Source organism: Leptolyngbya sp. Cla-17 (assembly GCF_016807185.1).
In the GTDB taxonomy this organism is placed as follows: domain Bacteria; phylum Cyanobacteriota; class Cyanobacteriia; order Leptolyngbyales; family Leptolyngbyaceae; genus ULC077BIN1.
The window spans coordinates 42358-67915 of record NZ_JAEVYN010000001.1 but is presented as its reverse complement, the minus strand read 5'-3'; the positions used below and the strand labels follow the sequence as shown (position 1 = coordinate 67915).

26 protein-coding genes are annotated in these 25558 nt (G+C 48.2%); 11 read left to right on the top strand and 15 right to left on the bottom strand.

The annotated features are described in order from the left end of the window. Positions 1 to 29 precede the first annotated feature (29 nt). Positions 30 to 905 (top strand): glutamate racemase, encoded by an 876-nt coding sequence (gene murI, locus JOY44_RS00335; protein ID WP_171571828.1) that lies wholly within the window; start codon positions 30 to 32, stop codon positions 903 to 905. Here murI and JOY44_RS00330 read toward each other — a convergent pair. From JOY44_RS00330 to JOY44_RS00320, 3 genes are all read right to left on the bottom strand, one after another. Continuing rightward, a complete protein-coding gene (locus tag JOY44_RS00330; RefSeq protein WP_171571827.1) occupies positions 875 to 2044 on the bottom strand; it encodes a beta-ketoacyl-ACP synthase in 1170 nt (389 codons plus the stop codon). The two genes, murI and JOY44_RS00330, sit on opposite strands and share 31 nt — an antisense overlap. Before the next feature lie 75 nt (positions 2045 to 2119). Then, a complete protein-coding gene (locus JOY44_RS00325; protein ID WP_307821799.1) occupies positions 2120 to 2800 on the bottom strand; it encodes a peptidylprolyl isomerase in 681 nt (226 codons plus the stop codon). A 194-nt stretch (positions 2801 to 2994) separates the two neighbouring features. Then, entirely contained in the window at positions 2995 to 3561 is a 567-nt protein-coding gene (locus tag JOY44_RS00320; RefSeq protein ID WP_171571825.1) for a photosystem I assembly protein Ycf4, read from the bottom strand. A gap of 262 nt (positions 3562 to 3823) precedes the next feature. Here JOY44_RS00320 and psbD point away from each other — a divergent pair, with 262 nt between their 5' ends. Both psbD and psbC read left to right on the top strand, forming a co-directional pair. Continuing rightward, positions 3824 to 4882, top strand: a complete 1059-nt coding sequence (gene psbD, locus JOY44_RS00315; RefSeq protein WP_171571824.1) for a photosystem II D2 protein (photosystem q(a) protein) — start codon at positions 3824 to 3826, stop codon at positions 4880 to 4882. Between the two features lie 7 nt (positions 4883 to 4889). Further along, entirely contained in the window at positions 4890 to 6254 is a 1365-nt protein-coding gene (gene psbC / locus JOY44_RS00310; protein WP_197984840.1) for a photosystem II reaction center protein CP43, read from the top strand. Between the two features lie 82 nt (positions 6255 to 6336). On the opposite strand, the gene JOY44_RS00305 is transcribed toward psbC, so the two are convergent. Then, positions 6337 to 6876: a Fur family transcriptional regulator gene (locus tag JOY44_RS00305; RefSeq protein ID WP_171571822.1), complete on the bottom strand. Its 540-nt coding sequence runs from the start codon at positions 6874 to 6876 to the stop codon at positions 6337 to 6339. Positions 6877 to 7257: 381 nt separating this feature from the next. On the opposite strand from JOY44_RS00305, the gene JOY44_RS00300 reads away from it, so the two are divergent. The 3 genes from JOY44_RS00300 to JOY44_RS00290 all read left to right on the top strand — a co-directional run bounded on the left by JOY44_RS00300 (position 7258) and on the right by JOY44_RS00290 (position 9339). Then, a complete protein-coding gene (locus tag JOY44_RS00300; protein ID WP_171571821.1) occupies positions 7258 to 7974 on the top strand; it encodes a DUF4079 domain-containing protein in 717 nt (238 codons plus the stop codon). Positions 7975 to 8368: 394 nt separating this feature from the next. After that, a complete protein-coding gene (locus JOY44_RS00295) occupies positions 8369 to 8785 on the top strand; it encodes a helix-turn-helix domain-containing protein (protein WP_171571820.1) in 417 nt (138 codons plus the stop codon). Beyond that, entirely contained in the window at positions 8698 to 9339 is a 642-nt protein-coding gene (locus tag JOY44_RS00290) for an IS630 family transposase (protein ID WP_171571819.1), read from the top strand. Before JOY44_RS00295 ends, JOY44_RS00290 begins: the two co-directional genes overlap by 88 nt. Positions 9340 to 9358: 19 nt before the next feature. On the opposite strand, the gene JOY44_RS00285 is transcribed toward JOY44_RS00290, so the two are convergent. The 7 genes from JOY44_RS00285 to JOY44_RS00255 all read right to left on the bottom strand — a co-directional run bounded on the left by JOY44_RS00285 (position 9359) and on the right by JOY44_RS00255 (position 17743). Continuing rightward, positions 9359 to 9982 carry a sulfite oxidase-like oxidoreductase gene (locus tag JOY44_RS00285; protein WP_171573610.1) on the bottom strand — a complete coding sequence of 208 codons (624 nt, stop codon included), beginning with the start codon at positions 9980 to 9982 and terminating at the stop codon, positions 9359 to 9361. Between the two features lie 271 nt (positions 9983 to 10253). Beyond that, on the bottom strand, positions 10254 to 11054 hold the full coding sequence (larB, locus tag JOY44_RS00280; RefSeq protein WP_171571818.1) for a nickel pincer cofactor biosynthesis protein LarB: 801 nt from the start codon (positions 11052 to 11054) through the stop codon (positions 10254 to 10256). 164 nt (positions 11055 to 11218) lie between these two features. Continuing rightward, complete coding sequence (locus JOY44_RS00275; RefSeq protein ID WP_197984838.1) at positions 11219 to 13093, bottom strand: ABC transporter substrate-binding protein; 1875 nt, start codon at positions 13091 to 13093, stop codon at positions 11219 to 11221. A gap of 72 nt (positions 13094 to 13165) precedes the next feature. Then, complete coding sequence (locus tag JOY44_RS00270) at positions 13166 to 13774, bottom strand: ExbD/TolR family protein (protein WP_171571817.1); 609 nt, start codon at positions 13772 to 13774, stop codon at positions 13166 to 13168. 27 nt (positions 13775 to 13801) lie between these two features. Further along, positions 13802 to 14530 carry a MotA/TolQ/ExbB proton channel family protein gene (locus JOY44_RS00265; protein ID WP_171571816.1) on the bottom strand — a complete coding sequence of 243 codons (729 nt, stop codon included), beginning with the start codon at positions 14528 to 14530 and terminating at the stop codon, positions 13802 to 13804. A 189-nt stretch (positions 14531 to 14719) separates the two neighbouring features. Beyond that, positions 14720 to 16651 (bottom strand): mechanosensitive ion channel family protein, encoded by a 1932-nt coding sequence (locus JOY44_RS00260; RefSeq protein WP_203031903.1) that lies wholly within the window; start codon positions 16649 to 16651, stop codon positions 14720 to 14722. A 21-nt stretch (positions 16652 to 16672) separates the two neighbouring features. After that, a complete protein-coding gene (locus JOY44_RS00255; protein ID WP_171571814.1) occupies positions 16673 to 17743 on the bottom strand; it encodes a glycerate kinase in 1071 nt (356 codons plus the stop codon). A gap of 79 nt (positions 17744 to 17822) precedes the next feature. Here JOY44_RS00255 and JOY44_RS00250 point away from each other — a divergent pair, with 79 nt between their 5' ends. The 4 genes from JOY44_RS00250 to JOY44_RS00235 all read left to right on the top strand — a co-directional run bounded on the left by JOY44_RS00250 (position 17823) and on the right by JOY44_RS00235 (position 21169). Continuing rightward, complete coding sequence (locus JOY44_RS00250) at positions 17823 to 18773, top strand: isopenicillin N synthase family dioxygenase (RefSeq protein ID WP_171571813.1); 951 nt, start codon at positions 17823 to 17825, stop codon at positions 18771 to 18773. Positions 18774 to 19021: 248 nt separating this feature from the next. Beyond that, the gene (locus JOY44_RS00245; protein WP_171571812.1) at positions 19022 to 19609 is read left to right on the top strand and encodes a DUF1802 family protein; all 588 of its coding nucleotides are present in this window, start codon (positions 19022 to 19024) and stop codon (positions 19607 to 19609) included. 240 nt (positions 19610 to 19849) lie between these two features. Beyond that, complete coding sequence (locus JOY44_RS00240) at positions 19850 to 20353, top strand: type IV pilin-like G/H family protein (RefSeq protein WP_171571811.1); 504 nt, start codon at positions 19850 to 19852, stop codon at positions 20351 to 20353. A 162-nt stretch (positions 20354 to 20515) separates the two neighbouring features. After that, positions 20516 to 21169, top strand: coding sequence for a hypothetical protein (locus JOY44_RS00235; RefSeq protein ID WP_171571810.1), 654 nt, complete (start codon positions 20516 to 20518; stop codon positions 21167 to 21169). A 78-nt stretch (positions 21170 to 21247) separates the two neighbouring features. Here JOY44_RS00235 and JOY44_RS00230 read toward each other — a convergent pair whose 3' ends face one another. After that, a complete protein-coding gene (locus JOY44_RS00230) occupies positions 21248 to 21511 on the bottom strand; it encodes a TIGR02450 family Trp-rich protein (protein ID WP_171571809.1) in 264 nt (87 codons plus the stop codon). Between the two features lie 335 nt (positions 21512 to 21846). On the opposite strand from JOY44_RS00230, the gene JOY44_RS00225 reads away from it, so the two are divergent. After that, a complete protein-coding gene (locus JOY44_RS00225) occupies positions 21847 to 22455 on the top strand; it encodes a hypothetical protein (RefSeq protein ID WP_171571808.1) in 609 nt (202 codons plus the stop codon). Here the strand turns inward: JOY44_RS00225 and JOY44_RS00220 are convergent. The 3 genes from JOY44_RS00220 to JOY44_RS00210 all read right to left on the bottom strand — a co-directional run bounded on the left by JOY44_RS00220 (position 22438) and on the right by JOY44_RS00210 (position 25087). After that, positions 22438 to 23115, bottom strand: a complete 678-nt coding sequence (locus JOY44_RS00220; RefSeq protein WP_171571807.1) for an HAD family hydrolase — start codon at positions 23113 to 23115, stop codon at positions 22438 to 22440. The two genes, JOY44_RS00225 and JOY44_RS00220, sit on opposite strands and share 18 nt — an antisense overlap. Positions 23116 to 23149: 34 nt before the next feature. Next, positions 23150 to 23989 (bottom strand): carbohydrate ABC transporter permease, encoded by an 840-nt coding sequence (locus JOY44_RS00215; protein WP_171571806.1) that lies wholly within the window; start codon positions 23987 to 23989, stop codon positions 23150 to 23152. Positions 23990 to 24115: 126 nt separating this feature from the next. Next, a complete protein-coding gene (locus JOY44_RS00210) occupies positions 24116 to 25087 on the bottom strand; it encodes a LysR family transcriptional regulator (protein ID WP_171571805.1) in 972 nt (323 codons plus the stop codon). Positions 25088 to 25558 lie beyond the last annotated feature (471 nt).

The following is a 25558-nucleotide window of genomic DNA, read 5'->3' as shown; positions in this document are numbered from 1 at the left end:
GGTGTTTTATACGTTACGAGGTGTGTGGAGTGTTTGGAAGTCAAGATTCTATCAGCAGTTTGCCAACGAATGGATTGCTTAATGCAGCTCCAATCGGATTGTTTGACAGTGGTTTAGGCGGCTTGACGGTTTTACGAGAACTCTATCGCCAGATTCCGCAAGAGTCGGTGCTATATTTTGGCGACACCGCTCGACTGCCCTACGGCACCAAATCTCAGGCTCAAATCCAGCAGTATTTTCGCGAAATTCTCACCTGGATGGAGCAGTGCGGAGTCAAAATGGTGGTGATGGCTTGTAACACTAGTTCTGCCCTGGCGCTGGAAGCCGTACGCGATGAGTTTACGGTGCCAATTTTGGGTCTAATTTTGCCTGGTGCCCGTGCTGCCGTCCAGTGCGGTCGCCGAATTGGAGTGATTGCCACTCCCGCAACGGCAGCCAGTGATGCCTATCGGCGTGCCATTTTGGAAGTGGATGCCACCGTGGACGTTTGGCAAGTCGGCTGTCCAGAGTTTGTGCCCTTGATTGAACAAAACCGAGTGGAAGATCCTTACACTTACAGGGTTGCGCAAGCTTATTTGGAGCCGTTGCTGGCGGAAAAAATTGACACGCTGATCTATGGTTGTACCCACTATCCTTATTTGGCTCCGGTGCTGCAACGCATCTTGCCCTCCTCGGTGCAACTGGTTGATCCGGCAGTCCATGTGGTCGCCGCAGCCGCGCAAGAGTTGGATCTGCTGGGTTTGCGGAATCTGCGATCGCCCCAACCCACCCGCTTCTGCGTGAGTGGTTGCCCAGAAACCTTCAATCAGCTAGCAACCCACTGGCTTGGCTATACTCCCGTTGCTGAGCAAATTCAGTTGCCGCAAGTGATTCATCAATCCGCTGCCCTAGAAGCTGTTGAATAGTGGTCTTGTTGCTTGGAAAACGCGATCGCGCCATTTTGTCCACCGAAGCCGAAGCTGAGGCAGAGGGCATGGTTCACAGTGGCAGCGCGAGTCTGGGTGACAAAATCCAGGTCAAAGTCTGGATGCTGCAAGCCAATATTCGGCGGTAGCTGTTGATGTTTGAGTGCCATCAGGCAGAATGCGGCACCCAATGCTCCAGATGCGCCAATCGTATGTCCCGTTGCACCTTTTGTCGAGCTAACTGGAGCGTTTGGCAAAAGCTGCTGAATTAATGCCGCTTCGTTGCGATCGTTGAGTTGTGTGGCGGTGCCGTGGGCGTGAATGTAGCCAATATTTGAAGGGGTCAAATCGCTGCGCTCAAGACATTGTTGAACTGCGATCGCAGCCGCTCGACTATTGGGTTCCGGGGCACTCGTATGATATCCATCAGCGGTGAAACCCCACCCCCTGATTTGACCGTAAGGTTGAGCCTGTCGCTGTTGGGCTAACTCGGCTGACTCCAATATCAATACCGCACCGCCTTCGCCCAAAACCAGTCCCTCACGATGGCGATCAAACGGATAAGCCCCCGTTTGCGCTAAAGCGCCCATCTGGCGAAATCCAGTGAGGGTCAGTGGTGTAATCGGCGTTTCCACGGCTCCTGCAACCACGCGATCGCAGTAGCCCGTTCTGACCAATTCATAGGCCTGAGCGATCGCCCACAATCCAGTGGCACAGGCTGCCATCGGCGACAGTACTTGAGAGCGAGTACCCAGCAGCCTTGCCGCCGCGATCGCGGCGCCATTGGGCAAGGTATCCAGCCAACCCCGCAGCCTATCATCTTGGTAATGTCCATCAACAGACTGCCTTGCCAAGGATTCCCACTGTGCCTGATGACCTCGACTCGATCCAATCACTACCCCGCAGTCAAGCAACGGCGGATCTAACCCCGCATCCTTGAGTGCTGCAAAAATGACCCGTTCAGTCAAAGTTGCTAGAGCGATCGGTTGAGTTTCAATCAGTGCAGCAGGAAACGGTTTTAGGTCAAAAAAAGGCTGATGGTATTCAATTCCAGAGCTGCCTGTTAACAAATGCTGCCAGGTTGACTCCAAGGAACCGAGCGCAGAAACTAGCCCAATTCCCGTAACTACAACATCCATACACTAAAATCGCAGCGCTACAGTCAACCGGGTGAAATCGTAGTTCAGCCCTTCACTGCTGATTGATCGCTTTACCTAAGTGCCTTTTTTCAAATTGCCACCGCTGACTACTTTGATCGACTCAATGCGATCGCCCTGTTGAATCTTATCAACGGTTTCCATCCCTTTCGTCACATAGCCAAAAACTGCGTAGTCACCATCCAGAAAGCTTAAATCGGTGAGCGCGACGTAAAATTGCGAAGATGCAGAATCCGGTAGGGAAGAACGAGCCATCGCGACCGCGCCACGAGTATGGCGAAGCTTGGGTTTTACAGAGATACCCGCTGTTGCAAAGGTTTGAGAATAAAGTGGCTTATCCGCACCCTGAGGCTTGATTTCTAAGGGTATGTAACGAGGCTTAGACGTTGCTGGATCAATAAAGCTGCCGGTTCCCAATCGTTCAGATGGGAAGTTGGTATCCTTACTCTGAGGATCACCCCCCTGTACAACAAACGGTTGAGGTTCACGCACAACCCGATGAAAGACCAATCCTGTGTAGACCCCTTTTTGTGCCAGGTCAACAAAATTTCCTGCTGTGACTGGGGCGTTGGTGCCATCAACTTCAACGGTGATCGGCTCACCTTTCACAACCATCTCAATAGTAGCCTTACCCTCTAGCTTGGGCAGATTAGTCGGCTGAGTAGCCGCTGCGATGGCCGTTGGAGTCTCTGTTGGGCTTGCCGATGCTTGAGTAGTTACCTGAGATGAACAACCCACGATAGTCAACGCACCTAGAACCAGAAAAAGTGACAAAAAACGCCTAAAAACCTTCATGTTGCTACCCAATTTCCAAATTCAAAGCCTAACCAAACCAATAGAAACTGAGATTAGCTCAATTTCTTCACTCAACTTATAAGTTTAAGTTTGAGCATACTGAAGAGGTTAGAAACAACCTCTTCTTGCCAAAGGCACTATAGACCTTCCAAGGGAACGCCTAAAAAGCGAGCTAAATCAGCCCCTTGATTCTCAAGCGCAGAAAGCGGCAAGGGTTGCCCCACTCGTGTTAATGGCACATCTCGTATGCCTTTGACGCGCAAGTACAATGACCGCTTTGGGTTAATCCCTTCTCTCAAATCCACCCGAATTGCCTGGACATCTTCTGTCTTGCATGTCACCTCAATCTGGCGATTTTTCCCAGGAAATCCCCACCGAAAAATTTTGACTTGACCGGTGACGCGATCAAATTCGTTATAGCCACCACCCACATCCCAAAGAATTGTTAACCACAGGTAAAGCGCAAATAATGTGCCCACGGTGCCATAGAATCCCATCGCAATTCCCTGAGGAATAAAAACTAGACGGGTGGGATCGGAAAATGGTAGTAGATTTATTCTGAGATAGCTCGAAATGCCAGCTAGCAGAAATCCCGTCCCTCCAATTGTGACAACAGCAGCCGATAAATAGTTGCTGGCGCGACGAGAGCCGACTACAGTCTGCCGCAGGAGTTGCTGTTCTTTAGACGGTGTTTGTGCAGTCATAAGTACAACTCAGTTCGTGTTAATTAGATGGATGATGTTCTTTCTATCTCATCTTATCGGATAGGAAGCCTCTCGCAGCCTTGTCGTATCAGAAGCCACAACTTGACGATTGATCTCTAGACTTTAAACACAAAGTTTGAACATTACTGAGAATCTACGTATCAGTTTGTAAAATTTCTGATTTCTCCTATGATGTATAGACATATGAGCCTTTTAACTCTAGACATTTTGCACTTTTAGTAACCCTAGAGGATTTGAATCCATGACCGTAGCAATGGGGCGCGCGCCTGCAAAACAAGGGCTGTTTGACGCTCTTGACGACTGGCTGAAGCGCGATCGCTTTGTCTTCATCGGCTGGTCCGGCTTACTGCTATTCCCCTGCGCCTACATGGCAATTGGCGGATGGCTAACCGGCACCACCTTCGTCACCTCCTGGTATACCCACGGACTCGCATCATCCTATCTAGAAGGCTGCAACTTTCTGACCGCAGCCGTCTCTACCCCCGCCGATAGCCTCGGGCACTCCCTCCTGTTCTTGTGGGGACCCGAAGCTCAAGGTGACCTGACCCGCTGGTTCCAACTCGGCGGTCTTTGGGCCTTCGTTGCCCTGCACGGTGCATTCGCCCTCATCGGCTTCTGCCTGCGCCAAATCGAAATCGCTCGCTTGGTGGGCATTCGTCCTTACAACGCGATCGCGTTCACCGGACCGATTGCTGTGTTTGTCTCCGTCTTCTTAATCTATCCCTTGGGCCAATCGAGCTGGTTCTTTGCACCCAGCCTGGGCGTAGCGGGCATCTTCCGCTTCATCCTGTTTGTTCAGGGCTTTCATAACTTCACCCTCAACCCCTTCCACATGATGGGCGTTGCCGGCATCTTGGGCGGTGCATTGCTCTGCGCCATCCATGGAGCCACCGTTGAAAACACCTTATTTGAAGATGGCGAAGGCTCCAACACCTTCACCGCTTTTTCGCCCACTCAGGCCGAAGAAACCTACTCCATGGTGACCGCGAATCGCTTTTGGTCACAAATCTTTGGCATTGCCTTTTCCAACAAACGCTGGTTGCACTTCTTCATGTTGTTTGTGCCAGTCACGGGACTATGGATGGCATCGATTGGTATCATCGGTTTAGCGCTCAACCTGAGAGCGTATGACTTTGTTTCTCAGGAAATCCGGGCAGCGGAAGACCCTGAGTTTGAAACGTTCTACACCAAGAATATTCTGCTCAATGAAGGCATCCGCGCTTGGATGGCTCCTCAAGACCAGATTCACGAAAACTTTATCTTCCCTGAGGAGGTGCTTCCACGTGGTAACGCTCTCTAATAATTCAATGCTTGTAGGCGCAGGTCGTGACCAACAATCCTCTGGGTTTGCTTGGTGGTCTGGAAACGCCCGTTTAATTAATCTCTCCGGCAAACTGCTGGGCGCTCATGTTGCCCATGCGGGTCTAATTGTCTTCTGGGCTGGTGCAATGACCTTGTTTGAGGTTTCTCACTTTGTCCCAGAAAAGCCTATGTATGAGCAGGGCTTGATATTACTTCCTCATCTAGCCAGTCAAGGCTGGGGCGTTGGTGCGGGTGGCGAAGTCATTGATATTTTTCCTTACTTTGTAGTAGGTGTACTTCATCTCATTTCCTCTGCTGTGCTTGGATTTGGCGGTCTTTATCATGCCATTCGTGGTCCTGAAGTTTTGGAAGACTATTCAAGCTTCTTTGGCTACGACTGGAAAGATAAAAACCAGATGACCAACATTATTGGTTATCACCTGATTCTGTTAGGCTTGGGTGCATTTTTGCTAGTCGCTAAAGCCATGTTCTTTGGTGGGCTTTATGACACTTGGGCACCCGGTGGTGGTGATGTTCGCGTGGTTACCAACCCCACCTTAAATCCTGCTGTTATCTTCGGCTATTTGGCTAAGTCTCCTTTTGGTGGCGATGGCTGGATCGTTAGCGTTGATAATTTGGAAGATATTGTTGGTGGTCACATCTGGGTGGGTTTAATCTGTATTGCTGGCGGTGTCTGGCACATTTTGACAAAGCCTTTTGGTTGGGCACGACGTGCTTTGGTATGGTCAGGCGAGGCTTACTTGTCTTACAGTATTGGCGCTTTGTCGTTGATGAGCCTAATTGCTGCTTGTTTTGTGTGGTTTAACAACACTGCATACCCTAGCGAGTTCTATGGTCCTACGGGTCCTGAAGCTTCTCAAGCTCAGGCAATGACCTTTTTGGTTCGTGACCAACGCTTGGGTGCAAACGTGGGTTCTGCACAGGGTCCAACAGGTTTGGGAAAATACTTGATGCGATCACCCACTGGCGAAATCATTTTTGGTGGAGAAACCATGCGCTTTTGGGACTTCCGTGGTCCTTGGTTAGAGCCTTTGCGTGGACCTAATGGTTTGGACCTCACCAAGATCAAGAATGATATTCAGCCTTGGCAAACTCGTCGTGCGGCTGAGTATATGACTCATGCTCCTTTAGGTTCCATCAACTCTGTGGGTGGCGTAGCAACTGAGATTAACTCATTTAACTACGTGTCTCCTCGTGCATGGTTAGCATCGTTTCACTTTTTGATGGGATTCTTTTTCTTAGTTGGCCACCTCTGGCATGCAGGGCGCGCTCGTGCGGCTGCGGCTGGCTTTGAGAGAGGAATTGATCGTGAAGATGAAGCGGTTTTATCAATGCCAGATCTTGACTAGCTTTTAGTCAAGCGAGATTGTATCTTCACAAAAAAGGCTCCTGTGTTAACACAGGAGCCTTTTAGTTGTTTAAGTTTGAAAACTAGGTTTGTACATTTTGAACTTCAGATTTTTCAGTCGGTGCAACACTAGCAATTGAACGAGAACACATCCAATGGCTAGGTACGGAAGCGGGCCAGCCCATTCTAAGAGCTTCAGGGCAAATAGTATAAATCGTTAATTGGCAATCGATCATTTGAAATCCGGCCCTATCAACTTGCTTTAGCCCTTGCTTCCAAATTGAGTCATTTTCAAACTCAATCGTGCGGTTACATTGCACACACACTAAATGGTGATGATGGTGGGGTGAAGCAGAGTTTAATTCATAATGTTTATGACCTTCAGCAAGTTCAAGTTCACGCAAAATGCCCATGCGCGCCATTAATTTGACGGTGCGATAGACCGTAGAAAGGCTGACTGGATCTCCGCGCTGACCTAATATTTCATGCAGTTCTTCTGCACTCAAGTGATTTCCTCTAGGAAGAGTTTGAAATACCTGTAGGATCGTCTCCCGCTGAGGAGTCAAACGCCAGCCTTTTGAATTTAATTCCGATTTGAGCGAACCAGCCGTGTAGGAAAACATATTCGCCTCTGGAAAATAAGGCTTGCATTTGATGTTGACATCATAATTCTAACGTCATTCAATTTCAAGAAGACAGCTTATTGAGAATATATTGCAGAGATTTGCCTTAATCTGATGTGATTTGAGTGAGCCATCCATACTTAATGACCGTGCTGAGGACATGCGCTAGGGTACTCTTCATTTTCTGAGTTTGCTAATACTTTAAAGAAGCTAAAGATAAAACTATGCGATCGCGCTCATGACATAGGCTAAGTTGATGATTTTAATTCCCATCAGCTTGTAATTTGATGAAAACTTCTTTGAAGAAGTGACGCAAAGACAACGAGCTTTTATCCAGTTGGATGTTTCAAATTGCCTAGCTGAACTTAAGGAGGTGCTAATATGCTCGATTTTGCAGATGTTCTGCGGTTAGTGCATCCGGCGATCGCGGTTACTGTTGTCTTTCCTATCATCGGCATGGTGCTAAGAATGGCGTGGTTGACTCGTGAACGTAGACTCAAAGTCGCTGGGGAGGGAAAGAGCATAATTCCGCCTGGTGTGGGGCAAGACCACCTAAAACTAGGACGGTGGCTAGCTGGAGCCGTCGTTGGAGTAGAGCTACTTGGCATCACACGCCCCATGTTTAGCAAGATTGCGAAAGATCAACTGTGGAACACTGATCCATTCAAATTTATCTTGATCTTATTGATGTATGTGGTCACTATTGGCTCTCTAGTAATGCTTTACAGAGTGCAGAAAAAGCTTTGGCGAGGAATTTTTGCGACCTTATGCGGCGCGGCTCTCGTGGTTCTTAGCCTACAAGACGGTATCTATCGTCGAGATAATGAATGGTTTGTCTCCCATTTTTACTTTGGGGTGACTGCCACGCTATTAATGATTTTTTCTCTGGCAATCATCCAAGATATCTACCAAGACCGCAGTCAGCGTTGGCGCATTGCCCATGCAGCTTTAAATTCTGTTGCCGTATTGCTCTTTATTGCTCAAGGAGTGACCGGAACCCGCGATTTACTCGAAATTCCGCTTTCGTGGCAGGAGTCCCATGTCTATCAATGCGACTTTGTGAATAAGAAGTGTCCAGAACCCGCACCACAGAAATAAGTGCGGAGTAGGGATATGGAGTGAGAAAAGGTGCGAGTAATAGGAAGTAGTTATGAGAAATTTAAGTGATGAGTTTCAAAGTTGGAGTCGATAATCAAAACTCACTATCAAACCTCTCTTAAAAATAGATTAAAGATTTCAAATACTTAGAGAGTCAATCTACTTCTTCTGCCCTGAAGGGTTGCTATTGCGTGGATTGCTAACAGCTGAAGTGAGAAATGGTGGCAAACCTCACCGAAGCTAAAGCAAAATAATTTTGTGCAACTGCTTCACTGTATTGGTAGGTTTAAAGTCGCGCTGAAACCGTGGCTGTAGTCAAAGCTAGCTACAGGAAAAGTAGTTACGCTTGTCTTACCTATCCAAAATACAGCGGATTGCAGTCAGATAGAGGACAATGAAGGATTACAACGTTGGGTCAAAAATGAAGCCGTATTCCATAGACTTTCGAGAGAAGATTGTAAGTGCTATGGAGAAGGGTGATAGCTCGATCCGAAAAGTTGCTGCCCGCTTTGCTGTCAGCAAGAGTTGCGTCGAGAGATGGATGATTCAGAAGCGCACAGAAGGTCACGTCGTTCCCCATAAGCAGGGTGGTTCGGTGAGTCCTGTGATGGAGCACAAAGACCAGTTAGTGGCGATCTTCGAGAACCAGCGCGATGCGACCTTAGCGGAATATTGTGAGCTACTCTTTGATGAGACTGGGCTATGGGTTAGCCAAAGTACTATGTGCCGAACCTTTCAGAGACTCAATTTACCGCGCAAAAAAAAACGCTCCGCTCCAGCCAAGCCACCAGCGAACGAGTCCAACTCCTGAGACAGGAGTACTGGGCACAGGTGACGAGTATAGAACTCAAAGATTTAGTGTTTCTCGATGAGATGGGTGTTCTACTGGGACTCATGCGAACCCATGCCCGTGCTGCACCTGGGGAACGAGCGTATGACTTCAAACCTTTTTATCGGGGCAAGAAGGTGAGTGTCATGGGCGCGATTACCGTCTCAAAGGTGCTGGCTGTGATGACGATAGATCAGTCGATGGACGCGGTTGTCTTTGAGGTGTACGTCTCAAAGTGTCTTGTGCCTCAACTGTGGAAAGGGGCTGTCGTGGTCATGGATAACCTGCCTGCTCACAAGGTAAAAGCCATTGCACCTTTAATTGAGGCGGTTGGAGCGAAGGTTCTGTATCTGTCTCCTTACTCTCCCGAATTTAATCCGATTGAGCATTGGTGGTCACAGTTAAAGGCTTTCCTAAGACAGTTCTCGCCGACAACCTCGAAAAGGGTAGATACCCTCATTGCCACAGCGATGGATTTGATAGATCCTCAACATTTGCACAACTGGTTTGCACACTGCTGTTACTGTCCCTCTTAACACTGCAATCCGCCGTAGTTCAATCGCTACAGCGTTCTATTGCCCAGGGGTTACCTCGACGATGATAGCCATTTCGCTCCCAAAAACCTAGGTCTTCTTGTTCAAGGAACTCCAGCCCATTAATCCATTTGGCACTTTTCCAGGCGTAGAGATGGGGAACAACCAAACGCAACGGACCACCGTGCTCTGAAGGCAATGGCTCACCAAACAATGTATGGGCAAAAAAGTTCTCTTCCCGCAAAAAATCATCTATTGCAATGTTTGTAGTGTAACCGCCATAGCAATGTGCAAGGATATGAGCGGCTTGCGGCTCAACTTTAACTTGCCGCATAAAATCTAGAACCTTGATCCCTGTCCACTGCACATCTAGCTTTGACCAGCCCGTGACGCAATGGAAATCGTCAGTGAAGGTGCTTTGAGACATAGCCATCAGATCTAACCAGCTAAAAAGCACTTCCTTTGTCAGGCCCCATACTTTTAATTGCCAGTCAGTGACATTGATCGAAGGGGTGTCACCAAAGGTCAGCACCGGAAACTTATTTGTTAAGTGCTGACCGGGAGGAACACGATCGCCCATTCCAGTTTCAGAACTTTGGAAGAATTGCCGTAGCCGTTCAGCGGCTAGTGAATCATCGCGTTCCATATCATCAAACTTGATGTAAAGGTAGCGCATACATACTAACCGAAATGTTTTGTCGAGTACTCCTATGCCTCTAAGCAATATGTTTCATGTTGATATCAATTTATACTTTTCCCAAACTATTTGAGCGCTTTCATGAAGAGTTTCGCTGTGCCGAATTATCTTATGAAACTGAAAAATGCTTCTAAGAAATTAGATTTTCAATATGTGTAATCTCACTAACAAATTTAATGTCTTTCACCTTTAGGTAAGTTAGCGCGTGGAATGCTAATGACTAGTCATCTTTATTACTGAGTCGTTCGGCGGTTCGCAGAATTTTTCCGGCTAGCATGGCGGCTCCAAAACCGTTGTCGATATTGACGACACCGACTCCAGCGGCGCAGGAGTTGAGCATAGCAAGCAGCGCGGCTAAGCCGTTGAAACTAGCTCCATAGCCAATGCTGGTGGGCACGGCAATCACGGGGCAGTCGGCTAAGCCTGCGACGACGCTGGGCAAGGCTCCTTCCATGCCTGCAACGACGATCAGCACATCGGCATCGACGATCGCGTCTCGCTGGTTTAGCAATCGATGAATTCCGGCAACGCCCACGTCCCACAGGCGTTTCACCTGAAAGCCACAGAGTTCTGCGGTAATCGCTGCTTCTTCGGCAACGGGTAAATCGGAGGTGCCAGCCGAAAGAATGCTGATTAAACCAGGGTGAGCAAAGTTTGCATTCTGCGGATTGATGTCAGGCTGTGCTTGCACGGTGCAAATTCGCGCCATTGGGTAGTAGTGCAAGTCTGGCACTTGCGATCGCAGTTGCTCATACACATCCGGTTCAATTCGGGTTGCCATGACCACCGGTGTTTGTTGCCGCATCACTTCTATAATTTGGGCGATTTGCTCCGGCGTTTTGCCCAATCCCCAAATCACTTCAGGAAATCCAGTTCGCAGGGTACGGTGATGATCAATATGGGCAAAGTCACCCACTGGCTCGTAGTTAAAATACTTAAGCTTGTCGAGGGCACTATCCGGGGAAACTTCCCCTTGGGCAACAGCGTTGAGTAGATGGCGAATCGCTTCAGGTTGAGTCACAGCAAAAAGAAATACAAATGGATATGGATGCAATTTCTACTTTAGGGCGATCGCTTCAGTTTGTGAGAACCGCTCCTCTGATTTACACAAGTTTAAAGCACAAGGTTTGAAGTTGCTGATCAATCGGCGATTGCTATATCTCCCACGGAGACGCTATGCGAACGTCATTTGCCAGTCGTCATCTTCAAATCCTGAATATTCCACAAGCCCCAACTCGGTAAGCCAGAGTATCGCAAGCCTTGAACGGTGTTGCGGGCAGCCATCAAAGCGCGATCGTTAACTAGAAAAATGACGGGCAAATTCTCTTGCACCACGCGCTGATAGTCTGCATACACTTGCCTACGTTTTGCTTCATCTAGTTCCCGTGCGCCAGCAACCATCAGGCGATCGATTTCCTGTTCAAACTTGTAAGGCTGCCAACCTTGGATAGGCGGCTGACCGGGCTGCTGCTTCAAATTGAAGGAATGGGATGCGCCGCTACTGAGCCAGAGGTTTGCCGCTGAGTGAGGCTCAATGCCACCCGTAAAGCCGATCATGTGGGCGTCCCATTCGCGGGAGCCAGAGGTTTTTTCTACCAGCACGTTGAAGTTCAGCGGCGTGAAATCGACCTGGATGCCAATTTTGCTGAGGTCTTCTTTTACCTGAGCGCCGATCGCCTCTCGCACTTTATTTCCAGAATTGGTCATCAAAGTAAAGCGAACGGGGTGACCCTCTGCATCCAAAAGCTGATTTTGCTTATACTGAAATCCGGCTCCTAGCAGCAGTTGTTTTGCTTTTTCTAGATTGTAGTCGTAGGTCTTTAAACCTTGCTCTGGCTTCAGAAAATAGGGACTTTGCACCGAAATCGGCGAGTTCAACACAATGCCCAGGCCGCGAAAGATATTGGTGTTGATTTTTTGGCGATCAATGGCGTGGGCGATCGCCTGCCGAAACGACAAATTGCTAAACCAACGCAGTTTAATTGGGTCTACAAACGGCTTCCCATCTTTATTCGTCGCCTTGTTCAGATTAAATGTGAGATACAGCACCCCCGACCAAGGACCGCCATTGTAAACCTGAAAATTTCCGCGTGCTTCTTCACGCTTCAGCAAGGAATAATATTCTGGGCGCAGGGGACGGGCATCACCCATCACATCCAGTTCGCCCGAGCGAAACCGTAGAAGCTGCGTGTCAGTGTTTTCGATAAACTGCCAAATGATTCGCTCCACATAGGGCAAAGGATTGCCTTGGGCATCTTTGCGCCAGTAGTAAGGATTACGCCGAAACACGAGCCTTTGTCCTGCCACATAGCTTTCCATTAGATAGGGGCCGTTCACCACCACCTTTTTTGGGTCGGTGTTGGTGCCCCAGGTAGACAAAAACGTTAGGTTTCCATCTGATCCTTTTGTGGTCAAAGTTTCTGCCAAAATGTGTTTTGGCTGAATAGCAATGCCATCCGGACCAGCTGTTGCCCGAAGAAAAGGCGCAAAGGGTTCTGGCAGTGTGAATTCAACGGTTAAATCATCCAACTTGCGGGGCTGAGGATAGGCTTTATTCTCGCCAATTTGAATGCTCTCTTTGGCATCTGTGGGAATGGCGGGGTTGGCAACAATATCTTGATAGGTAAAAACGACATCATCAGCAGTCAGTGGTTGCCCATCCGACCATTTCAACCCAGGACGCAGCTTAAACACGACTCGTTTATTATCTTTCGACACCTGCCAAGATTCTGCCAGGGCAGGCTCAATTTCCCCAGTCACGCCATTTTCATTCGTCAAGCATTCGTACGTAAACAGGAAAATGTTGGGGAAGGTGTTTTTGTTGGCAAAGTTGAAGGTATTGGGGTCACTGAGGGTGCTGAGAATAAGTTGAGATTGCGCTGCCGCTTTGGTTTTGTAGAGGGTTGGCTGGCAACTGCTGAGCGGCACAAGTAACGCGATCGCTAGGAACAAGAGGAGCGATCGCTGCCCAACAGCATCAATCCACCGCACGATCTGGCTTACATCAAAATTACGGCTAAGCCAAAGCCCTACGTCCCATGTCCAATTCCATCTTTTCAAAGATTTCTTCCTCTTACCCAACGACCACCCTAGCCCCAAACCTCGACTTCCGGTTGACACACTATTAGTTCTCTAAGGCGATGGTGTGGGAGATGGAGTCACAATTCCATTTGGAGCGATTGGCGTAACCAGCGCATCGGGTACTTGCCCAGGAATAGGGTTTGCCCCAGGCACAGGGCTGGTGCCAAATGGCTCGAAGGGATTAAATGGCGATGCAGTAGGGCTGGGTACGGCAGATGGATTGGTAGGTAGAGAACCGGGTGAGGGTGCAGCGGCAGGTGTTGTTGCTAAAGTGGCGCGATCGCCCCCGACTGACCGCATCAGATCTAGCACTTGAATCACATCATTGTAAAAGGCTGTGGGAGAAGCATTTAGCACCAGCAGTCCTGATGGATTTTGCTGCACGTACAGTGTTAATAGTTGAGCGAGTTGAGCGCGATCGACGGGTTTTTGATCTGCATAGAGTTGACCTGTCGGCGCGATCGTCACTGTAACCATTTCTCGATTGCTGGTGAGAGGCGCACCGGTAGTGACTTCAGGCAAACTGGTGTTGATTCCCTGCTGACGGGTGAACTGAAGCGCCGCCAGAATAAAAAACGTCAGAATGCAAAAGATCACATCAATCAGCGGGATGATCTGAATTTGTACATCTTCCGAGGGCGCATCGGTATGGATTTTCATAGGGGTAACAGGGCTAGCGGCTAGGAGTTAAGTGATTGAGGGATCATGAGGTGAACGAAAATCGGCTGACTGAGTTGCCTCTGTTTTAACAAATTCTTCCCCATCCAGATCGTTCAACACTTTGCCATCCGTTTGCGCCCAGCGCTGGCGATAGAGCAATTCCAATTCATTGCCCGACTTGCGAAAGACTTTAGTTTGATTGAACAAAAACGCTTGGAAAGTACGATAAAACACGAGCGCAGTGATGGCAACAACTAGCCCAGCCGCCGTACTAATCAATGCTTCTCCAATACCAGAAGTGACTCCAGCAGCAGACCCACCACCAATATCACCAATCCGAATATTTTGTAGGGAGATGATTAGACCAACCACCGTTCCCAACAAGCCGAGCAGAGGAGACAAGGCGATTACAGCCTCCAAAATTTTGTCTCCCCGCCGCATTCCTGCTAGTTCGTCGTCCGCAGAAGCTTCTAAGGCTAGACGCACCAGTTCTGGATCGGGATTTTTAAGTTGCAGTGGACTGTATAAAAAACGCCCAATCGGTTGATCGTATGCCTGTCTCGCAATCTCGGCGGCAGTCACCCAATCATTGCGCCGAATTGGATCTAGAACACGGTTAACGGTTTCTCGCTCTTTGGTTAACACACCAAACCAAAACCACGATCGCTCAAAAATGGCTGTGAGCGCCAGGATGGAGAGCAACAGCAGCGGCACCATGACGGGTCCACCTTTTTGAAATATCTCTGCAACATTCACCGCTCATCCCCTCCTTAATACTGCGCTGTCATAACCAAATTCAAAGCACTCTAATTCTAGAGACTCTGTAGCGCTTTCATGACAGTTTGTTGAATATTTTTCTAATCGCGCGCTCGCGAAAGGTGCGGAGTGCGCGTCGGGGTGGAATGCTGAATCATCCAGCCACTGACGAATCTAGGCAGATTAACGTTAAGGTTTTTTGAATGAAGCATCTAAGGTGTCTTGCGGGGATTCTTCGACTGGCTGATGATGAGCACTGTTTTCTAAGGCGAGAGTGTCAGCGTGGATTTGCTGGGGAATGCCGACTTGAATGTTATTTTTAGCAAGAGCACGACGAATGCGGCGGCGGAATTCTCGCCCAATGTTCCACTGCTCGGAGGGTTTAGTTTTAATCCAAGTGCGAATAGTCATGTCTATGTGGGAAAGATTTTCAACTCCCAGCACTTTGGGCGCTTCTAGAATACGATCGCTCCATTCAGGTTCGGCATAGAGTTGTTGAGCGACTTCATCCACAATCGCGATCGCCTTATCTACATCGGTTTCATAGTCAATCTGGAGATCAAAATTCACTCGTGACCAAGTTCGGGTTAAATTTTCGACTTTGATAATAGAACTGTTGGGAATGGTGATCAATCGCCCTTCTACATCGCGAATTTGAGTGACGCGCAGGTTCATGCTTTCCACCAAACCCGTTGTCCCGCTAATGGAAATCGTATCTCCCAAGCCGTATTGGTCTTCCCACAAAATTAAGCAGCCATTGATTAAATCCTTAATCAAATTTTGGAAGGCGAGAGAAACCCCAAAGGCAACGAGCGCGCCCCCTGTTAGCACGGAGCCAATGGGAATGCCAAACACCTGAAGGGCCAGTGCGCCGCCCATCGTCCACACGGCAAAAGTTTTCAAGCCTCGCAATGCGGTAATTGCGGTTGAAATTCGCAGTGACTTGCGCTGAAGATCATCAAACTCAAAAATTTGAAATGCCCTCAACTGATCGGTTTCCCAGGCAAGGGCGAAGCGATCGATGAGAATTTCGCCAATCCAGTTTGCCAGCACCATCAACAACCAAATCAACAGCAGTAGAGTAGGAATGCCGAGTAGATCGGCACTCAGACGATTGGTTTGAGGAAAATAGCTGAGAATTGCCGCCAAACCCAAGAGGTAGACTGCCACTTGCCCCCAGCCCAAAAGCCAGCGAAAGATGTTTAATAAGTGGCGATGGGATAACACCAGGGGCGATCGCCCCGCTTCCAATTGTTTTGTGGGCTGAACAGTGGAGCTGGTAGGGGGTGTGGTGGTCGCTGATGGCTCAATTTTGGTAAGGATATCTTGCTGACCCCTCGCCTGCTGAGCTTTCAGCCGTTTATCTTGTCGTTCCAGAGATCGCTGGATTAACCACAGCAATAAACTAGCGCACAGGGCAAGCAATCCGGCTGTTGTGGCAGCTTGTATGCGTTTTTCAGATTTTTCTGGGAGCCGATCCTGCAATTTAGCATTCAGCTCTGTACTTAAGGTGGTGTGCCATTGTTTTGCTAAATCCTCTATCGACAGCCCATAATACTCGGCATCCAGATTGGTGACGGTGAGCAACGATAAGCGCTGAGTCCGGTAGTTGTCTGTTGCTACTATCACCGTTTCTCCTCGAACCTTGACAAGAGACACTTGGAGCGTTTTGGGGTCAAATCGGGTGGAATAGCCTCGTTTTTTCTGAATATCTTGGGGCTGATCTTGAACAATGACTCGTTTCAGATTGGCTTCTACTTGGTTTGCCCGCACTTCAACCGGAACTTGTTGACCTGGATTTTTGCGATCGAGAACCGTGGGCGAAGCGACCTTAAACAATTCTTGCTCATCTAAAACAACAGAGGCAACCTCAATTGCGCCATAGCGTTGAACGCCTGCCGGAGGTTTATTGGCAGCATCTAATGTTGCAGGAAAAGAGGGCAGGGGCAACTGTCCCATCGATAGGTTGGTAGACAGCCCGGTCGAAATGGCGCGATCGCTCAAAGGGGATAGCAGCAGGATCGCGACGCTACAAGCTAGGAACGCCAGGAATAACAGCCGTCTCATTTTTGGCAGAATCGCCTTGCTATTCATCGTCGTTTTCACTTGCACTCGCTTCACTCTCACCTATTCCTGATTCACTCATTTACTATCCCCTACGAGCGGCGATTCGGCACCCGTGATCCGATAAAGTGCACCCATAGAATGATCAGGCTGAAGTTCGATGATCAAATCCGCTCTTTTTAAGGCGGTTGGCATGAATAATGCTGGATGCAGCGATCGCCAAAAATAATCAACAAATGCGTCGATCTCTGCATCACCCATGCCCGGTTTACCCGCTGCTCTCATTTGCTGTTCTGCTTGTTTGCGCCATTGCTTGCTGAGCCGATAATCTGACAAATTCAGCACCCAGAGGCTATCTAGCCGTTGCCATAGGGGGAGATATGCCTGCAAGCGAGCATTGATATCGCGGGCAAAGGCACGGTCTGCTTCAGTCAAAATCGGTGGCGGGGCTTGATCAAAGGCTGTTGAATCAATGGGCTGCACACCGACAAACCAGCCTTCAAACAAGATGATGTCAATGTTTTGCGCCTGTTCAGGAGTGGCGCGATCGCCCGCTCCGTTATGCAAAGACTTGTCAAATCGCGGGATAGAAATTATCTGATCAGAAGATTGGCAAAGGAGATCGAGGGTTTCAATGCCCAATGCTACATCATGGGTTCCCGGTGGACCGCGCCAGACTAGCCGGGGGTCTTGAGCTTGCAGCCGCTGGCGATCGCTGAATGTTTTATACAAATCATCCAATGACCAGTTAAGCGCGTTCAATCCCATCTGCCGTAACAGCACGGTCAGCAGCTTACTCAAGGTTGTTTTCCCCGTTCCCTGCCCACCTAAAATTCCCTGCACAAACGGTCGTCCAACCTGTTGATGGCGATTGGCAAGTTGTTGGGCGATCGGCAACCACACCCGCCACAGCGTTGTGAGAAAGTCAGCCGGATTGCCAAGGGTTGCCTGACAAAAAGCACGAAACTCTGGATACACCAGCCGAAGCAGCACTGCCCGCCGTTGAATGTCGTGTTTGACTGTTATCTCTGACAGATCAAATGCCTCTGCTCGTTGCTTGTCTGCTAATGCATCCTGTTCCAGCGATCGCCAGTCTGCAATCTCCAACGGGTTGCCAGCCACTAAATTGTTGAGAATGGGTTCAAGCATGGCGGCTTATAAAAAACGGACAATGGCAATTGACGTTACGATCGCGATCGTTTCACATTTTCATCTTTAGTGGTAGTCAATGTCGCTTACTCAAACTATCCCAGTTTTAGATCTGCAACTGTTTCAGGCTGATGATTTTAATCGTCAACGGTTTATAATCCAGCTAGGTCATGCTTTAGAGACCAATGGCTTTTTCGCAATCATCAACCACGGCGTCGATGCAATGCTAATCCAATCTGCTTATCAGGCAGCACAGCATTTTTTTGAATTGCCCACGGCGACAAAATGTCAGTACGAAGTGCCAGCCCTCAATGGACAGCGGGGATTCACCTCTTTTGGCAAGGAACATGCCAAAGACAACGCTGCACCCGATTTAAAGGAATTTTGGCACATCGGGCGAGAGTTATCGCCTGCTCATCCCCTTGCCGCCGCTTATGCAGCCAATTTGCAGGTGGCAGAAGTTCCCCAGTTCCACCCCGTTATGACTCAGCTTTATGCTCAACTAGAAGCCTGCGCGAGCAAGCTGCTGCAAGCCTGTGCCCTCTACCTAGGGGAACCGGAAACCCGGATGGCAGAGATGGTGCGGGATGGAGATACCATTCTGCGCATCGTTCACTATCCACCGATTCCACTGACTACTGATCCTGCCAGTCTCAGGGCGGCTCCTCACGAAGACATCAACTTGATTACGCTGCTGTGTGAAGCCACGGATGATGGACTGGAATTGTTGCAGCGAGATGGTTCTTGGTTACCGATTCGATCGCTGCCAGGGCAAATCATTGTAGACAGCGGCGATATGTTGCAACAACTGACCAATGGCTTGCTGAAAAGCACCACTCATCGGGTGGTCAATCCCGGTAGCGATCGCGATCGGCGCTTCTCTATGCCCTTTTTCGTTCATCCTCGTAAAGACGTTGATTTAACTCCCTTACCAAGCTGCGTTGACAAAACTGGAACCCAGCAATTTCCCTCAATTACTGCCGGAGCTTACTTGATGCAGCGCTTGCGAGAAATTGGATTAGTCCCATGAACCTGACCAACCGATCAGCCACCCGCGGCAAAGGTCGCCATGATTGCGGCAGACAACACCAAGCCAGGAGACAACATCAAAATCAACATCAGTAAGTCGTGAGTATTCATGAGCGTGGGTTGAACTCCAATAGGATCGGCCTTGCTACCTTAATGCTAGTCAGTTCAGGCAACACTTTTCACGAAAAGTGTTGAAAAAAGCTAAAGATTGGCACCAGAATACCAGAAACCTTTTATCCCTGAAGCGAAATGCAAGAAACCACATCCGCATTAAAAGAATGGCAGGTTGCAGTGAACGCCCTAGAACAGGGAGAAACCATTTTGTTATTACGGAAGGGCGGCATTCGGGAGACGGAAGGAAAATTTAGCGTGCAGCATGAAGAGGTGTTGCTATATCCTACCTATGAACATCAGCAACCAGAGTTGCTCAAGCCAGATTATGCGGCTCAGGTGCAGCCTGTGGAGTCTGGTTGGCATCCCAATCAGGTAAGAATTGGGTCATGGGCAAAAATCACGGACATTATCCAGATTACAGAAGCAGACGCGATCGCTCGTCTGTTGCCGCTTCATATCTGGAATGTGCAATGGGTTATAGAGCGGCTCAAATGGAAGCCCAATCAGCCAATACATGGACTACTGCTTAGAACATACCTATTGCCTGAGCCACAGATAATTCCCTACACCAAATCCTATGGCGGTTGCAAATCGTGGATTGAGCTACAAACCGCGATCAGCTTGAGTGACCATCACCCTGTGCTAAGTGAAGCAGAATATGAACAACAGGTGAAGGCGATTCGAGCAGAGGGTGAAATCACGGAAGAAAAGCAGTATTGCTAGATGACAGGGCAAATCAGCTACAAACAGGAACATTAGAGACTTTGAGATAGTCAAATTGACCACAATTGATCCAATTATTTGGCGACGCTCATGTTTTCAAAATATGTTTTCTTTCCTCTTTGCTAGCCAACTTAAACTCAATCTTGGTTTGAATAGGCTAAGGTCTACACAATCTACTGCGTGTGCATCTGTTCGATTTTTAGCGTCAAGAATGGTTTTCTCTGTGTACTACCAATGCTCATGTATAAGAATCAATTTGCGCTACTGATAGCGATCGCTGCGGTGACAATGACAGGATGCTCTACAAACACAACCTCCAAAGCATCCAGTTTGATAATAGACACTTCAACAAGAGAGCGCCAAGCCAAAAGCTCAGTTGACTCTACTCTCTTCAACCAGCAGACTTATTTCTTAGAGAAAAAAGCTTTTGCTAGTTCTTTTGATGCCTTGAAAGATGCAGATAGTATCAACACCAAAGACTACAGCTATCGGATTGTTTTAAAGCCTGATAAATTTAAGGGCGTTGCGGTGGTGGCAACATCTAAAAATCCCAAACTTCGCAGTTACACTGGCGTTGTATACGTCGTCAAATCAAAACAAGCTGGAAATGTCACCTTATCTCAGCTTTGTGAAACAAGAGAACCCTCTAAGGTTGCTCCATCAGCGCCTACCAGCCCTAAGCGTGCTTCCGATAAAATTCGCTGTCCGGCAGGTTCTCGTTCTGCATTTGAACTGTTGGCGTGAGAGTGATTAGTCGAGCAAGTCATAGATTTCTACTCAGAAGCTAACGATCTGTGGCATGATTGCGGCAATATTTGCCCACGATTTGGCAAATCGTCAAATTGTGGGCGCTTTGGGTTAATGATTTGGTTAGCCTTTGGGCGATCGCTGATATTCTAAATACTCATGAAATGGAACTCAACCATCGGACTCACACTCATCTTACTGGTGTCTATGCTAATTGCCGGAGTCTTTAGTGGGATCGCAGGTACAAGCATTGGACGCGAGGCCCTAAAAGGCATTACCCAGCCAGATACCCGACCCAACAATTTGGCAAATCGCAAAGGCGATCTCCCTCGGAAAGATGAAGTGTTGATTTTGCCAGAAGATAAGATTATTGCCAACGTTAAAACCCGCATTAGCGGAGGCAAAGCAGCGGCTGTGGTAGCCAAACCCGTCTCCGCTGCGACTAGTAACGTGGCAGCGGCTCAAGCAAAGTTTCCACTGACTACAGAGAGTGAAGATGTAACCCTAGAAATTCGATCCGTTCAGCAACAGGGCGATTCTTTAATCATCTCGGTTAGCTTGCGAAATGCCAGTAAAGCTCCCGTCAAGTTTCTATACAGCTTTTTGGAAGTTAAAGACAACCAAAATAGAACTCTCAGCGCCAATACCGAAGAGCTACCCTCTGAATTGCCTGCCGATAATCAAGTGTATGCAGGCATCATTCGGTTGCCAATGGCATCGGTTGATAAGGCAGAAAAGTTGTCTTTAGCGCTGTCAGATTATCCTGACCAGAAGGTTCAGCTAGAAGCTGCCAACATTCCGGTAGTGCGATAAAGGGTTAAAGACTTCGGGGGAAGCCGTGGTCGAAATTCGGTGGCAGTTAATTTTGTGCACCGACTGATTTGCGTTTGGCTAGTGATCCCTTGAGGGTCGAGTCGTCATAGCGGACTGCTCTTGAAGCGATCTCCATCCAGCTTGCCAAAGCGTTTTATCCTTCAAAAGCTTGGCATTGAGCCAAAATCGTACTTTTGGATCGCAGGAAGCCACCATTTCTGCAAACACCCAGATTCCCTGGTTTTTTCGATTTGTCACTTGAAAATGCCGCCAACCATCAACTTCAGCATGGGCTGTCCACTTGGAACCCACTAAATAGGGAAATTTTTGTTTATGTTGCATGGTTAAGCAGAAATATCCTAATTAACTCGACTTGATTACCCTGACCATGGCACCGTCAGCATCTCATATTGATTCTATGAAAATATTGATCTTGATACTTGGTCAAATGGCAAGAGCGATCGCAATCCTACTCCAATAACTAAAAGGGAAGGAAAAATTTGATGGGTTAGATTTTGCGCTAGGCATCCAAATCGACCTCTGCCTACAACTCCACTGAACAGGGACAACCATAATAGCAATATAAAATTTTACTCGGAGGTGCATAAACCATACGGACTTGCTTGGAACAGGCTTGTAGATCACCTTAAGAAAAACCACATCACGAAAGGAGAATCATGAGACAGCATGTTTGGAGGATGGGTTTAGGGTTGGGGTTGGCAGTCAGCATGACATCGGCAGCGATCGCGGTTGCTCCTGCGCCTGTGACCCAAAACTCAAAGGTGGCATGGTCGGAGGTTGTCAGCGATCGCTTTGACGGAATGCTGGTTTACGACAAAAACTTTGATGGCGGCGGCAAATTTGTTTTTGTCAGTAGCTGGGCACCCCAAGGCATTCGTGCCACCTACACTGAATATCATTCAGAAGTGGTGGATTACAAGACGGTTTGGCGCAGCAAGTGGATTACCGAAAAAGGTAAACGCCGCGAAGTACAGTATCGCGATCAAGAGCCCATCTATCGCAAATATCAAACTGATCGATCGCCCAAAACTATCAAGTTCGCGATTAATAATCAGGTCTACACCTACGAACAGGGCACCGTTCCTGCTGAACTCGCTGCGGCTCTTGCCAATGCACCTTTAGAAAATATGACCATTCGCCTAGTGTGGGAAAACGACGCAACTACCGATATCGAGATTGGGAAAGGCACTGTCGCTGCCTGGAAAACTATTTTCAAACCGAGCGCCCAGTTTGGCATCAATCAGCCTTTAGCTCCCAGCCCCTAATCGCGAAAAGGTGTCGTTCAAGAACTCGTTTAGTGCGCGATCGCCAAAATCAGGCACAACCAGGGTTGCACCCACTGCATACAGATCCTCTCGCAAATGGGTTGAAGCAATGCCCACAGTTAAAATGCCAGCACCTACCGCAGACCGAATCCCAGAAGGTGAATCTTCAAAGGCGATCGCGCAGTTTGCAGTAGCACCCAAGCGCTCTAATCCAACCTGGTAGGCGAGTGGATCAGGCTTAGCGCGTTCCAGAGTCTCCGCCAGCACAACTGTTTCAAACTGTTGAGTCAATCCCAACACTTGCAGCATGAATTCAGCATTCTCTTGGGGCGCGTTAGTCACTACAGCTTGATTTAACTGCCGATCATTTGCCCACACCAAAATTTCACTTAAGCCTGCGAGAGGTTGCAATTCCCCGGCTGTGCGGCTGCGAAACTCCGCCTCTTTCTGATTGCTTAACTGCCGACCTTCTAATTCAGTGAGATGGGGCAGCAAATCTTGGACGATCGCCGCATTGGTTCGTCCACTAAAATTTGCTTCGTAAAACGGGCGGTCAATAGTCAGCCCATAGTCTTTCAAGATATCTTTCCAGGTTTGGAAGTGAATCGGGTCTGTGTTTACCAGCGTCCCATCCAAATCAAACAGCAGCGCAGTTAACATGCAAAGATCCTTGCGTTTGAGCCAAATCTAGTCATTACCCCTTGACTCCGCTGGCAGCTTCAGTCGGCACAATGTAGCGCTGCATCAGTAAGAAGAATAGGATAATTGGCGCAATAGAGATCACAGAACCCGCTGCAATTAAGCGCCAATCTAGTGAAAAGGTGCCAGCAAGGGAGGCAACGCCTAGGGGCAGCGTGTAGTATTCCGGGCGATCGAGCACAATTAGAGGCCACAAAAAATCGCTCCAAGAGCCGATGAAGACGAAAATTGCCAGGGTGACTAAGGCCGGACGAATGGACGGCAGCATCACATACCACCAGATGCCTAGCTCAGTGCAGCCGTCAATTCGCGCCGCTTCTTCGAGTTCCTTAGGAACGCCTTGAAACGCTTGCCGCAGCAGAAAGATGCCAAAGGCAGACGCGATCGCCGGAAAAATAATCCCCAGATAGCTGTTTCGTAAGCCCAACTGCACCGCCAGCACATACAGCGGAATCATCACAATCTGAAACGGAATCATGATGGTCGCCACGATCGCAGTGAAAATTGCTTCCTTTCCCCGAAACTGGAGCCGCGCTAAAGGATACGCTGCCAGTGAACAAAACAGCAAATTCAGCGCCACCGTCAACACCGAAACAATCACGCTATTGGTGATATAGCGCTCGAACGGATGGGACTTCCAAACCGTGACGAAGTTCTGAAACGTTGGCTGACTAGGAATTAGGCGCGGCGGAAACTGAAATAGGTCTTCCGTTGGCGATTTCAGCGAGGTGCTAACCAACCACACCAACGGAATCAACATGGCGATCGCGATTGTCCCCAACAGGGCATACATTCCAACTATTTTCCAAATGGTAGAACGTTGCTTGTGCTGCATAAGTTAGGCTAAGAACTTGAAATTGAGGGTTTATGAAACTAACACCATCAAAAGATTTTTTTCATGTCGATTTTTTTAGGTCATCTCGATGACTATCCTAGACAGTCGCATTTCCCAAAAATAACTTTACACCTTGCAATGCTCATCATGTCCATCTGGCTTGCGTCCCTGGCTAAAAACACCTTGAAAAGCGGTTTGTTCAGCGATCGCTTTGCCTTCATTCAGCAAATAATCGAAAAATGTTTGGGCAATCAGCGACAACTGCTTGCCAGCCGGATAAATCACATACCAATAGCGCTGAATCGGGAAGTCTTCCACATCCAAAATAGTGAGTTGGCTGTTGGTTCCTTCTAGGGCAAGGGTATGCAGAGAAAGCACGGAAATACCCAGCCCACCGGCGATCGCTTGCTTGATCGCTTCATTACTGCCCAAATCCAGCTTCACTTTCAGTGGTAAGCCAGAGTCATCAAACACTTTTTGAATGGCTTTGCGCGTTCCAGAGCCGGGTTCTCGCATGATAAATGTTTCCTCCGCCAATCGTTTCAGCGGAATATTGACTTCACTGGCTAGAGGATGATTTCGCCATGCCAGCACCACCAGAGGATTCTCTAAAAACGGCTGGACTGTAACATCTAAATCTTCTGGTGGCTGACTGAGAATATATAAGTCGTGGCGATTATTTGCCAAACTGTCAATTACATATTCGTGGTTCGTCACCGTCAGCGACACATCAATCCCTGGGTGACGTTGACAAAAGGGTCCCAAGAGTCGAGGAATCACATATTTTGCAGTGGTCACTACCGCCAGTTTCAGTGCCCCCTGCTTGAGACCTTTAATGTCAGCGATCGCCGTTTCAAACTCTGACAATCGCTCAAAAATCTCACGGCAGGTCGTATACAGTTCCTTGCCCGCGTCAGTCAAATACAGGCGTTTGCCTACTTGCTCAAATAAAGGCAACCCTACTGCTTTAGAGAGTTGTTTCACCTGCATTGAGACAGTTGGCTGTGTTAAAAATAGCTCTTCGGCAGCTCGGGTAAAACTGTTCTGGCGAGCGACTGCTTCAAAAACTTTAAGCTGATGGAGGGTTGCTTGCCTCAAGAGCGGATCTCCCAAAATGCTGTAAGAATCATAGACTCGGTTCGATTATTCTAATCGGAAACAATGATTTTTGTTTATGGACTTAAACGTTATCATGATTTTCAAGAGTCTATCTCCCTTCCAAACCAGCGTTGCACAGATGGATGCTTAGCAAGATTTTTGATAGCCCAAGTTTTTCTTTGAAAAAAACTAAATAATGCTAATTTCTGTTGCGTGCAACGCTTATTTAAACTTTCTGGGTCTATTGCTAATAAGCTCTAATAAGGTGATTATTCACCAGAATTAAGTTGTTAGCCTACTTCTACTGAAAAGATGCTGTTTTGTCGCGATCTCAAATCATTAGATCTCAAAGAAAAGTATAAATCAAGTTAATTATCTTCAATGTAATGACTATTGGTTAAACGATGAATAACCATAATTTCTATGGAGATTGATTCGATATTGAAGAACAATCATTTTTCTTATTGATCG

What these genes read in the sequence shown, in the direction of transcription:
- JOY44_RS00330 (WP_171571827.1), bottom strand. Translation starts at nt 2,044, where the DNA reads ATGGATGTTGTAGTTACGGGAATTGGGCTAGTTTCTGCGCTCGGTTCC.
- JOY44_RS00320 (WP_171571825.1), bottom strand. Translation starts at nt 3,561, where the DNA reads ATGACTGCACAAACACCGTCTAAAGAACAGCAACTCCTGCGGCAGACT.
- psbD (WP_171571824.1), top strand. Translation starts at nt 3,824, where the DNA reads ATGACCGTAGCAATGGGGCGCGCGCCTGCAAAACAAGGGCTGTTTGAC.
- psbC (WP_197984840.1), top strand. Translation starts at nt 4,890, where the DNA reads ATGCTTGTAGGCGCAGGTCGTGACCAACAATCCTCTGGGTTTGCTTGG.
- JOY44_RS00305 (WP_171571822.1), bottom strand. Translation starts at nt 6,876, where the DNA reads ATGTTTTCCTACACGGCTGGTTCGCTCAAATCGGAATTAAATTCAAAA.
- JOY44_RS00300 (WP_171571821.1), top strand. Translation starts at nt 7,258, where the DNA reads ATGCTCGATTTTGCAGATGTTCTGCGGTTAGTGCATCCGGCGATCGCG.
- JOY44_RS00295 (WP_171571820.1), top strand. Translation starts at nt 8,369, where the DNA reads ATGAAGGATTACAACGTTGGGTCAAAAATGAAGCCGTATTCCATAGAC.
- JOY44_RS00285 (WP_171573610.1), bottom strand. Translation starts at nt 9,982, where the DNA reads ATGGAACGCGATGATTCACTAGCCGCTGAACGGCTACGGCAATTCTTC.
- JOY44_RS00270 (WP_171571817.1), bottom strand. Translation starts at nt 13,774, where the DNA reads ATGAAAATCCATACCGATGCGCCCTCGGAAGATGTACAAATTCAGATC.
- JOY44_RS00255 (WP_171571814.1), bottom strand. Translation starts at nt 17,743, where the DNA reads ATGCTTGAACCCATTCTCAACAATTTAGTGGCTGGCAACCCGTTGGAG.
- JOY44_RS00250 (WP_171571813.1), top strand. Translation starts at nt 17,823, where the DNA reads ATGTCGCTTACTCAAACTATCCCAGTTTTAGATCTGCAACTGTTTCAG.
- JOY44_RS00245 (WP_171571812.1), top strand. Translation starts at nt 19,022, where the DNA reads ATGCAAGAAACCACATCCGCATTAAAAGAATGGCAGGTTGCAGTGAAC.
- JOY44_RS00240 (WP_171571811.1), top strand. Translation starts at nt 19,850, where the DNA reads ATGTATAAGAATCAATTTGCGCTACTGATAGCGATCGCTGCGGTGACA.
- JOY44_RS00235 (WP_171571810.1), top strand. Translation starts at nt 20,516, where the DNA reads ATGAAATGGAACTCAACCATCGGACTCACACTCATCTTACTGGTGTCT.
- JOY44_RS00230 (WP_171571809.1), bottom strand. Translation starts at nt 21,511, where the DNA reads ATGCAACATAAACAAAAATTTCCCTATTTAGTGGGTTCCAAGTGGACA.
- JOY44_RS00225 (WP_171571808.1), top strand. Translation starts at nt 21,847, where the DNA reads ATGAGACAGCATGTTTGGAGGATGGGTTTAGGGTTGGGGTTGGCAGTC.
- JOY44_RS00220 (WP_171571807.1), bottom strand. Translation starts at nt 23,115, where the DNA reads ATGTTAACTGCGCTGCTGTTTGATTTGGATGGGACGCTGGTAAACACA.
- JOY44_RS00215 (WP_171571806.1), bottom strand. Translation starts at nt 23,989, where the DNA reads ATGCAGCACAAGCAACGTTCTACCATTTGGAAAATAGTTGGAATGTAT.